The sequence below is a fragment of the Hyphococcus sp. genome (assembly GCF_965228385.1).
GTDB lineage: Bacteria > Pseudomonadota > Alphaproteobacteria > Caulobacterales > Parvularculaceae > Hyphococcus.
The window spans coordinates 2,826,380-2,840,569 of sequence record NZ_OZ245810.1; the positions used below are offsets into that span (position 1 = coordinate 2,826,380).

9 protein-coding genes are annotated in these 14,190 nt (G+C 55.7%); 2 read left to right on the forward strand and 7 right to left on the reverse strand.

Translation table 11 applies throughout. From position 1 onward, the window contains the following. Positions 1–75: 75 nt before the first annotated feature. The 3 genes from ACQK2Q_RS13170 to ACQK2Q_RS13180 all read right to left on the reverse strand — a co-directional run bounded on the left by ACQK2Q_RS13170 (position 76) and on the right by ACQK2Q_RS13180 (position 2,416). On the reverse strand, positions 76–288 hold the full coding sequence (locus ACQK2Q_RS13170; protein WP_425410200.1) for an AMP nucleosidase: 213 nt from the start codon (positions 286–288) through the stop codon (positions 76–78). Positions 289–576: 288 nt separating this feature from the next. Further along, on the reverse strand, positions 577–1,293 hold the full coding sequence (locus ACQK2Q_RS13175; RefSeq protein WP_425410201.1) for a hypothetical protein: 717 nt from the start codon (positions 1,291–1,293) through the stop codon (positions 577–579). Between the two features lie 79 nt (positions 1,294–1,372). After that, positions 1,373–2,416: a ribonucleotide-diphosphate reductase subunit beta gene (locus tag ACQK2Q_RS13180; protein ID WP_425410202.1), complete on the reverse strand. Its 1,044-nt coding sequence runs from the start codon at positions 2,414–2,416 to the stop codon at positions 1,373–1,375. Positions 2,417–2,639: 223 nt separating this feature from the next. Between ACQK2Q_RS13180 and rfbC the strand changes: the two genes are divergently transcribed. Then, positions 2,640–3,191: a dTDP-4-dehydrorhamnose 3,5-epimerase gene (gene rfbC, locus ACQK2Q_RS13185; protein ID WP_425410203.1), complete on the forward strand. Its 552-nt coding sequence runs from the start codon at positions 2,640–2,642 to the stop codon at positions 3,189–3,191. 12 nt (positions 3,192–3,203) lie between these two features. On the opposite strand, the gene ACQK2Q_RS13190 is transcribed toward rfbC, so the two are convergent. From ACQK2Q_RS13190 to ACQK2Q_RS13200, 3 genes are all read right to left on the reverse strand, one after another. Beyond that, entirely contained in the window at positions 3,204–4,268 is a 1,065-nt protein-coding gene (locus tag ACQK2Q_RS13190) for a glycosyltransferase (protein WP_425410204.1), read from the reverse strand. Beyond that, the gene (locus ACQK2Q_RS13195) at positions 4,265–5,305 is read right to left on the reverse strand and encodes a glycosyltransferase family 2 protein (protein ID WP_425410205.1); all 1,041 of its coding nucleotides are present in this window, start codon (positions 5,303–5,305) and stop codon (positions 4,265–4,267) included. Before ACQK2Q_RS13195 ends, ACQK2Q_RS13190 begins: the two co-directional genes overlap by 4 nt. 98 nt (positions 5,306–5,403) lie before the next feature. Then, positions 5,404–6,339 carry a GDP-L-fucose synthase family protein gene (locus ACQK2Q_RS13200; protein WP_425410206.1) on the reverse strand — a complete coding sequence of 312 codons (936 nt, stop codon included), beginning with the start codon at positions 6,337–6,339 and terminating at the stop codon, positions 5,404–5,406. A 180-nt stretch (positions 6,340–6,519) separates the two neighbouring features. On the opposite strand from ACQK2Q_RS13200, the gene ACQK2Q_RS13205 reads away from it, so the two are divergent. Then, entirely contained in the window at positions 6,520–8,253 is a 1,734-nt protein-coding gene (locus ACQK2Q_RS13205) for a calcium-binding protein (RefSeq protein ID WP_425410207.1), read from the forward strand. 68 nt (positions 8,254–8,321) lie between these two features. Here the strand turns inward: ACQK2Q_RS13205 and ACQK2Q_RS13210 are convergent, their stop codons facing one another. Next, on the reverse strand, positions 8,322–14,057 hold the full coding sequence (locus tag ACQK2Q_RS13210) for a glycosyltransferase (protein ID WP_425410208.1): 5,736 nt from the start codon (positions 14,055–14,057) through the stop codon (positions 8,322–8,324). Positions 14,058–14,190: the final 133 nt, after the last annotated feature.

Consider the following 14,190-nt stretch of genomic DNA (forward strand, 5'->3'; position numbering starts at 1 on the left):
ACAACAGAACGCAGCCCGCGGGCGCGACGCCCGCGCGGGGCGGCGGCGTAACGAAACTCAGTAAATTCCGGGGCGTCAGTCTTTCTTGACGAATGTCACGGCGAACAACGTCTCGCCTTCGAAAATATCTTTCGGCGGATCCATGCCCTCGATCATTTTAAAAATACGCGGCGTGATGGAGCCTTCCATGCGATACCCCTTTTCCGCCATTTTGCCCCGGTGAAACTCCAGAGCGGCGGCTGTAAATTCGCGGGCGAGGATCGTAATGCGTTCCGGATCGTTGGACATGGGGATTTTGCCTTTGTCGTCGCTGTATCTTGAAGGGCCAAATAATTTCCGCGGAATATGAATAGATGTGCGCGGCTTGTCCACACCGCCCATACGCATGCGCGCGCAAACAAACAGGAATTGATTTGCCGGCGGGCGCGCCATTCCGGTCTATGACCGCTGGCGCGCGCTTTTTCCGGATTCTTCTGAACCTGGCCGGATATTCCGGCGACAGCGCTCCCTTATGCCAAAACGCTGCAAGCGCGTTCCGGCCCTTTTCGGCATGCAATTTTTTATCGCGAAAGCCGCCTATAAGCTGTAGTCCAGTTTTGTCAGGATGGGTTCCCAATCCGTATTCAGCGCCGCGCGCGTTTCGTCCGTCAGTTTTTCCAGATAGTCGCCGGGCGCCGCCTTTCGGATATGCGCGTGAATATTTTCCTCGCGCACTTTCGCCGCCGGGTTGCGCCAGCCCATCAGGCGATACCGCCATGATTTCGGGTTAAGCTCCAGCGCCGTCAAAAACGCCCTCATCCATTCAGGCCGATTACGGACGAAAGTTTCGTATTTTAAAAACGTGGTCCGGGGCAGCGGTAAAACATCTCTTATATAAAGTTCGTATTTTCGTTTCAGCTGCGCGCTGTTCTCGAGCGCGAATTTATTCACGCCCATTTGCCGGCGCTCCTCGCGCAGCGATTCATCGACGCCAGGATGACTGAAACTGAAAGAATAAAACATACTAACTAGAACATCGCGCGGATCACGAAGATGCAATATGAACCGGTCGTTTTTGATTGTTTCGGCGTCAAGCGCCACGGGCATGCGCACAGGTCCCACTAAGCCTTTCTTGCCTTCAAGCTGCTGGTAGAATTCGCGGTCCCGCGCCCTGACCGGCTCAATCAAATTCGCGTTTTGAAGATTTGCGGAGTAGAGCGGCCATTTTTCCAGCATCGCCACGCGGCGCATCACGTCGTAAACGCCGAGCGACGCCGCCTTGTGAACGGTGAAAACAACAATGCGATGGTCCATGCAAACAGTCGCTAAGCGCGAACGGCGAATAAAGTCAAAACTTAAATGCTGACGCTTTTCCGCCCGCCGCGGCGCATATTCAAGCCGACGCCGCCGATTTCCGCTTTTGCATCATCGTATCAAAGTTCGACCAGACGCCTTCATCGCCGTGCCATTCGCCTTTTGTGGCCGCTTTTGAATATTCCGTTGCGCGCGCCTCAAAGAAATTCGCATGCTCAACGCCGTTCAGAATTTCCGTAAGCCAGGGCAGCGGATGCTTTTCCACGCCGTAAAGTTTCGGCAACTCAAGCTGGCCCAGCCGCCAGTCCGCAATGTAACGGATATAATTTTTGATATCCTGCGCCGTCATGCCCTGCACCGGGCCCATTTCAAAAGCGAGATCGATAAACTTGTCTTCCAGCGCGACGACGGTTTCGCAACACGCCACAATATCGTCAGCCACGGCTTTGGTGACGCATCCCGTTTCCTTGGCGAAAGCATGGTACATTCTGATCATCCCCTCGCAATGCAGCGACTCATCGCGGATCGACCAGGTGACGATCTGGCCCATGCCCTTCATCTTGTTGAAGCGCGGAAAGTTCATCAGCATCGCAAACGAAGCGAATAGCTGCAGCCCTTCGGTAAATGCGCCGAACATGGCGAGGGTGCGCGCAATGTCTTCGTTCGACTCAACGCCAAACTTTTGCATGAAATCATGTTTGTCGCGCATGGCTTCATATTCGAGAAACGCCGAGAATTCCGACTCGGGCATCCCGATGGTTTCCAGAAGCAGCGCGTAGGCGGCGACGTGAATCGTTTCCATGTTGGAAAACGCCGACAGCATCATCTTCACTTCGGTGGGTTTGAAGACGCGCGCGTAACGCTCCATGTAGTTGTCGTTCACCTCAATATCCGACTGGGTGAAAAACCGGAAAATCTGCGTCAGCAAATTGCGCTCGGCGTCGTCGAGATTGTTCGCCCAGTCCTTGCAGTCCTCGCCCAGCGGCACCTCCTCCGGCATCCAGTGAACTTGCTGCTGGCGCTTCCAGAAGTCGTACGCCCATGGGTAACGAAACGGCTTGTAAGCGTGGGACGGGGTCAATAGACCCGGTAGAGACGGGGTCGTTTCGGCTGCGTGAAGCATGGGAACGTCCTGATCCTGGTGGTTTCAACATTCGCGACCATGTCGCGTTACTACCTTATCTTGTGCCTGCTTTTGAATACGCCCGCAAGATACGGTGTGTCGCAGATTTCCCGGTTTTTTTCCGAAACCACTTGGGGAAAACCGGCTCATGATGGCGCGCGCTTGCAAATCGCCGCCGCCTGCGGTTCATCAGCCAAAGTTTTATCAAGCAGGATTTTTTTCTATGGACGTTACCGCGCTCGACATCCCCGACGTCAAACTGATTACGCCGCGCCGCTTTTCCGATGACCGGGGTTTTTTTTCCGAAACCTACAACGCGCGCGCCTTCAAGGAGGCGGGTATCGGCTGCGACTTCGTCCAGGACAATCATTCCTTTTCGGTAAAGAAAGGAACCGTGCGCGGCCTGCATTATCAGGCGCCGCCGCATGCGCAGGCAAAGCTGGTCCGCGTCCTGCGCGGCGCCGTGATCGATGTCGCCGTGGATGCGCGCGAAACCTCCGCCACATTCGGCCAGTGGGTAAAGGCGGAACTTTCCGCTGAGAACGGCGTCCAGATTTTCGTGCCGAAGGGCTTCCTCCACGGCTTCGTTACGCTCGAGCCGGATACGGAAGTCGCCTATAAGGTCGACGCTTTTTACGACGGCGCCAGCGACGGCTCTGTGAAATGGGATGACGCCGACCTCGCGATCGACTGGGGGCTTTCGGCGGGCGAAGCGTCGCTTTCCGAAAAAGACGCGAAAGCGCCGTCCTGGCGCGAATTCAAATCGCCGTTTTAGCGCGAAAAGCGATTAGTCGCGCCACTGCACGCTGACGAGCTTCGCCGGCTTCCCGCCATGGTTCTCCAGCCTCAACGTGAAGGTTTCGCACCCTTGCGCATCGAACAAAAGCGCATGCGCGCCGGCGCCTGCGGCTTCAAGAGTGGCCCCGCCCGCACTGATCGATACCGGCGATGTCGCCTGAATATTGACCGTCAGGCCTTTCATATTGTGCGGGCGGTAGTGGACAAGCGGCAGGCTTGCCGTGTCCTGAAAGCGGCCAAGCCGATCCAGCCCGTTGATAGTCCGCATACGCCGCAAGGGCAGTCCGCGCAGGGCGTTGGCCGCAAAAGCCGGGGTGGCGTATTCAAAAAGGTGATGGAGCGCAAATCCCGCGCGGCTTTTCATCCGGCGCGCCAGGCCGCTGCTCGCCCCGATAATACGTTCCAGTTCTTTGCGTCTCGCGCGATTAAAACCGCCTGTCTTGGCGTCGCTGCTCCACAAGACCCTTGATAGCACCTCTTCGGTATAGTCAAATCGCGCCTCCGCCCGCCAGAGCCGAACCCATAAATCCCAATCCATCGTGTAATGAAGATCACGGTTGAGGCCGCCAATCTCGTCGATTTTTTTCCGGCGAAAAAAACAGGAGGGCTGGGAGATAATATCGCCCGAGAGTATGGTTTCGCTCGGCGGCTCAACCGCCCAGTGATATCCCTTGACAGCTTCGTTATCATCAATGATCAAGCTGTGCCCGTAAAACAAATCCGTATCAGGATTTTTTTCAAACTGGCGCGCCGCAAGCCGCAGCGCGCCGGGATAAAGCGCGTCATCGGCGTTCAGCCAGCCGAGTATATCGCCGTCAACGTGGTTCCAGCCCTCGACAATCGCATCGGACTGCCCCCCATCCGGCCCCGCGCGATGATATACAGCCATATCCGCAAATTCGGCGATCACTTCGGCGACGCGCGCATCGCCAGACGCGTCAAGAATGGCGACAGCCGGTTTTGGCTCCTGAACAGCAAGACTTTGCAGGCAATCGCGCAACAGGGGATGATAGGCCCCGATCGGGACGGATATGACAAATTTCGGCGAAGTCATTTGCGACCGGCAAGCTGTATTCTGTTCACGCTCTCCTCGCCTTGCTGATCAATTGGCCGCAAGTCAATAGACCGCCTGAAAGTTTTAATCGGCGACCAGCAAAGGAGAGGCGCAATACGCGCGCGGCTTTCGCGCCGCATCGCTGCAATCTCTTTTCGCTTTCGATTGAGTTTTGACAGCCCTTTATACCCGTCAAAAATCGCTTTCAGATAGGTCCCCGCCAGCCCCTGAGGCAGGTATTTCGCCAGCAACGCCAGATCCATCAAGATGCGCAACGGCGCCGTCAGAACATACAGCGCCGGCGGCATGTTTTTATAATAAAGCCAGATACGATTGCGATGCCCATAATAGGTCGTAAAAGCGCTTCGGCGGCCGGTCACGCCGGAGCCTTCATGCAGGACGACAGCCTGATTGACTTGCACGGCTATTCCGCCGGCGCTGCGCAGGCGGAAACCAAAATCGATATCTTCGCCATAGCAGAAAAAGCTTTCGTCAAAACCGCCAAGACGAAGAAACGTATCCTTGCGATAAAGCGCCGCCGCGGCGCACGGCGCGAAACATTCCGCTTCATCGGGATATTGCGCTTTCAAGCGCCCAGCATCGCCGCGATAAGCCACGCCAAATACGGTGCAGACATCGCCGGCGCCATCCACATAATCAGGCCGCGCCGCATCCAGTTGCAACGAACCGAAAGCATCGGCCGAAGCGCGCCGTTCGGCGGCCTCAACCAGGCGGCGCAGCCAATCCGGCTGCGGGTATGCGTCAGGGTTTAAAAGTGCGATCCATCCCCCTCCGGCTTCGCGCGCGGCTGCATTATTCGCCGCTGCGAAGCCTCTATTTTCCGGGGAGCGGATAATGCGCGCCTTGCGCTCCGGCAGGCGCGCGCAAACCAATGAGTCGTCTTCGGAGTTGTTGTCGTAAACAATTGTCTCAAAATCGGTGAACGATTGCTGCTCAAGGCAATCAAGACAACGCGCGAGCCGCTCGCCTGCGTTAAAATTCACGATGATCACTGAAACCAGCGGGCGTTGACTCATTTATATTGTTCCAGCCGGTTTTGCATGATTATCGACAATCGCCGCGCCGCCGGCAAATTCCGTTACAGGAATGATAACGAGCAAAACGCCTGCGCATGTCATTGTTTTGTTTCTGTTTGCCGATAGAACGCATACATTTTTTCAAGCCCGTCGCGAAGGCCGGTTTTCGGCGTCCACCCCAAGGCGCGGATTTTGCCGCTGTCCATCACCTTTCTGGGCGCGCCGTCAGGTTTTGAGCTGTCCCATGTAATCCGGCCGTGATAGCCCACGGTCTGTGCGACCAGATCGGCCAGGTCCTTTATGGAAATTTCCTCGCCGGACCCTGCATTGATCATGTCGATGTCCGCTGCGTTATCCATCACGTGAAGACACGCGTCGGCGAGATCATCAACATATAAAAATTCGCGCAGCGGCGCGCCTGAGCCCCAGGCGGTAATTTCTGTTTTTCCCGCCAGCTTCGCTTCATGAAACCGGCGCATCAAACCCGCCGCAACATGACTGTCCTCGGGATGAAAATTATCGCCAACGCCGTAAATGTTGCACGGCATGATTGTCACAGCGTCAAACCCGTATTGTTTGCGGTAGGCGTCGCACATCGCTTTCCCGGCTATTTTTGCAACGGCGTAGGGAAGATTTGTCGGCTCCAGGGGACCCGTCAGCAAACTGTCTTCGGATATGGGCTGCGTTGCATGTTTTGGATAAATGCAACTGGACCCCAGAAACATCAGCTTACGGACGCCGCCGCGATAAGCCGCGTCAATGACATTTGTTTGTATATATAAATTTTCCCTGAGAAAATCGCCGCCTTTCGTCTCATTCGCCATGATCCCGCCGACCATCGCCGCCGCCAGAAATACATAATCAATGTCGGCGCCGGCAAAAAACGCATCGACGTCAGCGCGATTTGTCAGGTCCAGTTCCCGACGGGTGCGCAAGACCACCTGTGTGTATCCGCGGTCCTTGAGACTTCTGGCAATCGCGCCGCCCACCATGCCCGTATGGCCGGCAACATATATTTTATCGTCTTTTTTCATATGCCAAATACTGAATTGCCATGGAGGAAAAACATCCGGCCGCTCAATGTGTTAAAGGTCGGCTGTCCATCTGTGTCAACTTTGTGATTTCAGGAGCGCCGTTCCTGTTCATATTCTAATCGACAGGGCGCCGGCTTTGTTGCTATTGAGATTGAAATCAATCCTGCGGAGCCCCCTGACATGTGGACATATACTATTGGCCAGACCGATGGCTTATCTCAAGGCGTCATCAACATGGCCCTCAACGTGGTGGTGGATGCGTCTGAACATTGGGGCCGCTATCTCGATTTTGGCGGCGCTGTCCTGGATGTGACGGTCAATTTCGTCTCCCTTGGAAACACCGCGCTGGCGCAGGCCGGGCCTTTCTTTTTCTTCGAAGAGACGGGCCCAGGCGGGGAAAATGTGTTTCAGGCAGGCCCCATCCGCGAGCTGCAAACCGGCGTCGATCCCAATGGCGGCGGTTTTGACATCGAGATCGATATTAATTCCGACACGATCAGGGACGGCGAATTCTTTTTCGGTGGAATAGACGATCCGAATGTGCCGTTTTCGCAATTTGATCTGTTCACGGTGCTGGTGCATGAGATCGGTCACGGTCTGGGCATTCTCTCATTTGAAAACGATCCGTCCGGCGACGTCAGCGTTTACGAACAATTTGTTGATGTCGTTGGGGGAGACCTTGTTTTTACAGGCCCGAACGCGGTCGCTGCATTTGGCGGCAATGTTCCTCTGGACGGCGATGAGAGTCATATCGGCGGGACATTCATTGATGTGATGAACGCCGCCTTGGCCAATGGCGAGCGGCTGTTTATTTCACCGGTGGATATTGCGATCCTGCAAGACGCAGAAACGCCGATCCTTACGCCAACCAACGGGAATGACGTTCTTTTCGGCTTCGAGGACTATTCAATATTCGGCGACGACGCCGTATCCTTGCTTGGCGGCGACGACCTTTATGACGGCGTCACGGGAAACGACGACATTAACGGAGATGCGGGCGACGATACGCTCATCGGCGGCGCCGGCGCGGATACGCTGAACGGCGGCGCGGATTTCGATGTTGCTTCTTATGCGACAGCCGCAGCGGGCGTTTCCGCCAGTCTTGCGAGCGGCGGGATCTCCGGCGACGCCGCCGGCGATAGCTTTGTCAGCATTGAGGGGCTGATCGGAACCGCCTTCAACGACACGCTGGCGGGAAATGCGTCCGCCAACACAATTGAAACCGGCGGCGGCGCGGACTTCGCAAATAGCGGCGACGGCGATGATACGATCTCCGGCGGCGGCGGCGACGATACGCTGAATGGCGGCGATGGCGACGACACGATTGGCGGCGACGCCGGCCGCGATTCCCTTGTCGGCGGCGACGGCGCGGATACGCTGCAGGGGTTTGGCAGTCATGACTCCCTGTACGGAGGAAATAATGACGACGACTTGCGCGGCGGCTTTGGCCGCGACCTTCTGGGCGGCGCGTCAGGCGACGATGTCATGCGCGGTTTTGAGGGCGATGACCGCCTGTTCGGCGGCGGCGGGGCGGACACGCTTGTCGGCAACGACGACAATGATTCACTGACGGGCGGCGGCGGCGTTGACCGCCTGCGGGGGGACGCCGGCGACGACACGCTGAACGGCCGCTTTGGCGCGGACAGCGTTACGGGCGGCGCGGGCGACGATCTGTTTCAGTTCCGCGACGGCCACGGTAATGACACCTATGACGACTTTACCGCCGGGGCCGGAACGGATGACGTCATCCAGCTTGTCGCGTTCGGAGCGGCGTTCGACACATTCGCCGAGGTCATCGCGGCCGCCAGCGATAATGGCAATCACACGACCATCGATTTCGGGGGCGGAGATTCCATCGTGCTGCTGAACGTCACGGTCGCTGACCTGCATGAGGACGACTTCATCTTTACATAGGCGCCGGTTTTAACCGCCTGATCGTATGACCGTCCGCCCGGTCGAGCGATTTGCGTAGCTCTCGCGCGTTACCAATCCATATCCTTTGCGTACCCCATATGGATCAAAGCCTTTCCGTACCGGTCCTTGAACACAGTTTTCAGTTTCGGCGTAAAATGCTTTTCCCACGACGCGCTGTCCGGATTGGAAAACGTATGGCCAAGATCAAGACCGGCGATGTCGGGCACTTTCAAAAACGCCGATATCTCCAACAACATACCGCGCGGGGCTTTCGAAAAGTCTTCCAGCTTCAGCGTCATGACGCGCTCATCGTCGAACGGCGCCAGCAATTGCTCCTCGATGACGCCTTTCGAAATATTATCGAGTTCGTGCAGCAACCCGTCTTCCTCCGGCAAAGTCTGCAGGATGGGTTTGTCGTGCTTCAGCTGGTCCCAGACCCAGCCGCCGAACTCAAAATCATGACCGCCTTTGTGATGAAAGTAATTGGAGACGAGCACCTGTCTGGGATCGCGCAATACGCGAACGCCCCGCCAGTCCTGCGCAGCGTCACGGATACGGGCGAGCGAGCGCTCCGTTGAGTTGGCGAACACGACAACATCGCGCCCCTCGGCGCCCATCCTGTCAAAATCAATATTGCAAAGATCCAGTTCATCCATGCGCGAGTAGTGAAACGGAGGATTGTCGATCTGGTAGCGGCGCAGCCGCGCGCCAGTCATTTCCGCCACCAGCGCGAACACTTCGCGCCGGAAAAAACGCGACGCGCATTTATGATGTCCAAAAAAAACAATGCTGGACGGCGACTGAGGATAGCGCAGCGTCCCGATTTGCCGTTCGCTGGACGCGATGCGTTCACGCAGCCGGTTCTCGCGCACAGTGATGCTTTCGACTGCCTGCTCGAACTTTTCCTTATTCAGGGTGACGGATTTTTGCGTTCTCTCCATCGAGTCGCGCAAATTATCATTTGCGGACTTTACGTCCTGGCGAACAGCGTCCAGCCGCTGTCGCATGTCGCCGGAAACGGAAAGCACGCTTTCCTGTGTCTTATTGAGTTTTTCGCCAAAGGCTGAAATGACATCGTCGTGCGCGTCGACTTTTTTGATGAGTTTCGGCATTCCAGATGTTAATTCGGGAAGGTCTTTTCGCAGTTTATCGATCGCGCCGTCAATACTGGCGATCTCTTTATCAAGCGTGCTTTTTAACGCTTCATCGCCCGCATGCGCGGCGACGATTGCGTTTGTCGTCGCGGCGCGCAACAGGCTTTCAGTATCGTTCATTTTCTCTTTTGATGTTTTGCGCAGTTGTTCAAATTTGCCGCCAAGGGTCTCATCGAGCTTTGTTAGCTTATTCTCCAGATTTTTGTTTTCTCTGGTGAGGCGTTTGCTTTTTTTCACCTCTCTTTCCAGCCGCGATTGCAACAGCCCCACCTCCTGGGTCATCCCGAGTGCAAAGCTGTAAAATCGAAGCCCGAGATAAAAAATCGCCGCCATGGCGATGATGAACACCGATGCGAGCAGAATATAAAAACGATATGGCGCGAGCGCCGGCGCGAAACTCAACAGGGGCGCCGCCGCCATGAGCGCAATCATGGGAAGCGTCCATATGCGACGCCGCCACAAGCCAGACGCCGCGCGCTTCAGCAACCGCGCAAGACCAAATATGCGCGGGGCGCGGTGGCGCAGCTTGTCGCCGAACGCCGCATAAAAAGGCCGGGCCTGTTCTGCGTCCGCGCTGACGAGTTGATTTTTTATGGCTTCGGAAGGGCGTGCGCCGTTTTCCCTGGCGCGGAGCGCGGCGCGCGCAAGCAACTCCGGCGGGAGGTAGGCTGCAGAAACGGATGAGGATTGTATCCGGTTATAATCATCCTCCAAGGCGCCGTGATTGCGGACGAGCGCCTCTTCAAAATAATCAAGCACATCGCCCTTTTGGATATCGGCCTTGCGCCTGAAGTTTTCCAGAATCACAAGATTGCGACGCGCCGCCAGCGCATATTCGCGCGGCCCGGCTGATTGCGCGTCAAGGAATTGATACGTGTCAGCACGCATCTTTTCCCATGCATCGATATGGGCGCGCGTAATCGACTTACTCAACGACTCGGCGCGTTGCCGCCAGAAATAAATGTAATCATCTATAAAGGCGTGTGTCGCCCGCCTTAATATCTTATAGGTGAAGAATAAGTCTTCATGCGGAATACGGTTTGGAAATCTTATGTCCGCATCCAGTATAACGCTTTTGCGATAAAGCCGCGCACAGGCCACAGAGGGCGACAAGACGCCCAGAACCTTTTCATAATCGCTCAAGGGCGGTTTCAGTTTCGGTGGTTCATACTCTTTCGGCCGCGCCAGCGTTTCGCCGGATTCTGAAATCCGCTCCAGGCGGCCGGAAACGACATCGTAGTCGCCTTCAAGCTGCTTGCGCCGCAATTTCGAGACATGATCGCGCGTCAGAATATCATCGCTGTCCACGAAGATTATAAATTCCCCTTGCGATGCGCTGATCCCCGCATTGCGGGCGCCGCCCAGTCCCATATTCTCCTGCTTGAAAACCCTGAGCTTTTCAAAGCCGGCCGCATGGCGGTTTACAATCGCCATGCTTTCGTCATCGCCGCCGTCATCGACAATCACGACTTCAAAGTGATCATCGTCCTGCGCCGAGAGCGACTCCAGACATTTCTCGATATAATTTTCAACATTGTAGACCGGCACAATAACGGAAATAAGGCCCGCTTCGCCGGGATGGGTTTTCGCGCTTCCCGCTTCAGCATGCGTCACCGCGCCTGTCGCGTCCGATCCGTAAAACGGTCCGATGGTGTTGGCTTCATCCGCCAGCGATTTTCGCGTCTTTAGAAATGGCGCTTTTGCAAGCGCGCGGGCAAGCTGGGGCGTGGGCGCCGCCGCCGCTTCTATGATACTTTTTAAAATCTGCGTGATGCGGTCGCCAGGCGCCCTGCTTTCTTCAAGACCCGTATGCGTTTTCAAAAAATGTTGCGCTTCATCCTGTTTCCAGAAGAAACGCCGCGCGTTCAGAGCCGCCTGCAGCTCGGCTTTATCTTCGGCGATCAGATAGGCGTTTTCCGGAGACTTGAACTTGTCAATTCTTTCCTGATGCGGATTGAAATAAATAACGGGCACGCCGGTTGCGAGAGATTCAAGTATGCCTGATCCAAAACGCTGTATACTGACAGCGCAGTCTGGCAACACGTCAAAGAAACTCTCTTTCGTCTGATATTCCTGATAGCCGGCGCCGAGATCAAATGGATGGCGTGAAAGCACCGGCTCAAAGCCCGCCTCAAGACAGGCCTCAATGGCGTCCCGCACCCAGGCGTCACGGTGATCGACCAATACGCCGTAGGAAAAATTACTGTTGATCAGCGCCTTCGGGCGATCGTTTTCAGCGCGGCGCCGCTCGCGCTTCTCCCACAATGAACGAATACGAACGACTTCGCCGGCGTAAACATGCTGGCCGGTATTGCTGAAATATTTCGTATCGAAATCACCCGGCGTAATTACACGCCGCGAACGCAGATAAGCATAGCGCGACCGGCCCGTATCGGCGTCGTGGTAATCGTTGACGCCTTCAACCCATCCAACGGTTTCTATACCCTCGCGGTGACAGATACGGGAAATGACCCGCATCAGCGGGTCCCAGTCGTTAAAGAAAACGGCGCAGCGGATCGCCTTCGGATCGCTCGTGAAGCGCTTCAGAGGTATTAACTCAATGCCCTGCTTGTCGGCGGCCTGCCGAACCTCTTCATTGCCTTTCCGGTAATCATCCGTATCGATCATTACGGAGCGAAAGCCCTCTTGGCGCAACGCATCCATGACCGGCAAGCAATCACGCAAATGATAGGCGCGAAGCGGGAAAAACGCGATATCGACTTCCTGATCCGGACCGGAGACCGGCGCCACAGTCTCTTTTTTCATCGGCTCAGATGAAAACCGTCCGGGGCATGCAAAAACCCTGCGCGCCGCCTGTTTCGCTTCCCGCCCGCACGCCTCTCCCAGAAGCCGTTCCGCCTTTTCAATCAACAGATCGTCATCGGGAAATTTCAATTGAGAATAGCGCTCAATATCCTCCATGATTTCATATTGACGGTCTTTAATGGATGATAAAAAGCTTTTGCGCGTCTCGGTGTCTGTCCGGCGCGCTTTAACGCGAAACCAGGTCGCCAGGCTGAGATTTCTACGGGCTGCGAAAGCGAACTCGCGTTCACTTGCCCCGACCTCGTTTAGAAAACGGTACGTATCATCCCGCAGCGCCGACAGGACATCGACATGCGCCTGCGTCAAACTTCTGCCCAGCGACCCCTGACGTTGCCGCCAGGAATACAGACACTCATTCGTAAAGACGTTCCCCTTGCTCTCCCGCAACACCTTATAGGTGAAAAACAAGTCTTCATGCGGAATTTTTTCCGGAAACGTCACGCCGCTTCGCGTCAGCAAGTCTCTGCTGTATAGCCTTGCGCACGAAACTGAACGCGACAGGGCGCCAAGCACGCGCTCATGCGCCTTGACGGGCGGTTTGAGCGAAGGCGCCGGCGGCTCATGCGTCAGGCGCATGAAGTCCAGCGTTTCCGACACAAGCTGAAAGCGCGCCGTCACGATTTCCGCATCGCTGTTCCACTGACGGTCGCGTAACGCCGAAACCAGGTTCGGCGTCACAACATCGTCACTGTCCACGAAGGTAACGTAGTCGCCTTCAGCCATGGCGATGCCGGCGTTGCGCGCCCCGCCAAGGCCCCTGTTTTCCTGCTTGTGAATACGCAATTTGTCGATGCGGTCCGCATAGGTCATTGCGATATCGGCGCTTGCATCGGGACTGCCGTCATCAACGATGACAACCTCAAAGTTGCCGTCGTTCTGCCGCGCGAGCGATTCCATGCATTGGCGAATGTAGTTTTCAACGCCGTAGACCGGGACGATCACCGATATCAAACTGTTGTTTTTACTTTTGCCGCGCTTCGGTTTCCCTCTTGCCTTCACTGCCGGACTTGGTGCGCCATCGCCGTTGGCGGCCGGCGAAAGCGGCGCGAACGATATGGTTTTTGCAGGCGCCTCCCCTGCTGCGCGCGCCTTGGCGTGTGCGTACAGCTCAAAATCCGGACCAAAAATATCGCGGATGGCGCCATCAAGTTCCGGCTGGCAAAAAGCGCCCCATTTCGGCACGACGCCAAGGCGCTCGAAATCATCCTTGAGCTTTTGCACCGGCGTTTCGTGCGCCGGCTTGCCATCGTCATTATATTGGAGCGAATGACTTCGGACATTGACTGATAAGTCGCCGTAATGTTCGCGCAGTCCCGGATGCGTGGAAAAGTTTTCCATCGGTATAAAATCGTAGGAGATTTCACCCGCCGGATGCAGATATTGGGGCATCCAGTGTTCGTTGAAACTCTCAAGATCCGATTGCGCCAGCGCTTCGATAAAATCCGAAAATGTCCACGTGTCAGGCGTTTTGCCATGTCCGAATTCGTCGATAAGCTTGCGCGCATAACCGGGCAGGTTTTTGCTTTGAACGAACTTGTCGAGAAAAGCGCTTGCGATACGGGAACGCGGCTCGCGGATAATGCAAAACGCATAATAATCGTCTAAATTCTTCAATCCGCGTTTTGCAATTGAGTGCTCTTTCGCCAGAACATGAATGCGCGCATTCAGCTCGTCTTCTGATATATCGTCGCCTTCCGAGCGCAGTTTCTTTTTGAGAAAATGAAACTTTACAGTCGAGCATGCGTTTTTGGCGATATAGCAATATAAAATCTTATTGCGCGGATCGATAAGATGATGCGATCGTCTGAACTGATTGAAAAACACGAATAGGTCCCTCGGCCTCTGGAGATTTCAGGGCTTTTGATGGCGGCGCACGCTGTTTGACTTTTCTTCTAGGGTCAAGCCGCTGATAATGACAAGAATTTTGCCCCCGGGACGGCGAAAATCCGCGCTTTCG

What these genes read in the sequence shown, in the direction of transcription:
- ACQK2Q_RS13180 (WP_425410202.1), bottom strand. Translation starts at nt 2,416, where the DNA reads ATGCTTCACGCAGCCGAAACGACCCCGTCTCTACCGGGTCTATTGACC.
- rfbC (WP_425410203.1), top strand. Translation starts at nt 2,640, where the DNA reads ATGGACGTTACCGCGCTCGACATCCCCGACGTCAAACTGATTACGCCG.
- ACQK2Q_RS13170 (WP_425410200.1), bottom strand. Translation starts at nt 288, where the DNA reads ATGTCCAACGATCCGGAACGCATTACGATCCTCGCCCGCGAATTTACA.
- ACQK2Q_RS13200 (WP_425410206.1), bottom strand. Translation starts at nt 6,339, where the DNA reads ATGAAAAAAGACGATAAAATATATGTTGCCGGCCATACGGGCATGGTG.
- ACQK2Q_RS13195 (WP_425410205.1), bottom strand. Translation starts at nt 5,305, where the DNA reads ATGAGTCAACGCCCGCTGGTTTCAGTGATCATCGTGAATTTTAACGCA.
- ACQK2Q_RS13175 (WP_425410201.1), bottom strand. Translation starts at nt 1,293, where the DNA reads ATGGACCATCGCATTGTTGTTTTCACCGTTCACAAGGCGGCGTCGCTC.
- ACQK2Q_RS13205 (WP_425410207.1), top strand. Translation starts at nt 6,520, where the DNA reads ATGTGGACATATACTATTGGCCAGACCGATGGCTTATCTCAAGGCGTC.
- ACQK2Q_RS13190 (WP_425410204.1), bottom strand. Translation starts at nt 4,268, where the DNA reads ATGACTTCGCCGAAATTTGTCATATCCGTCCCGATCGGGGCCTATCAT.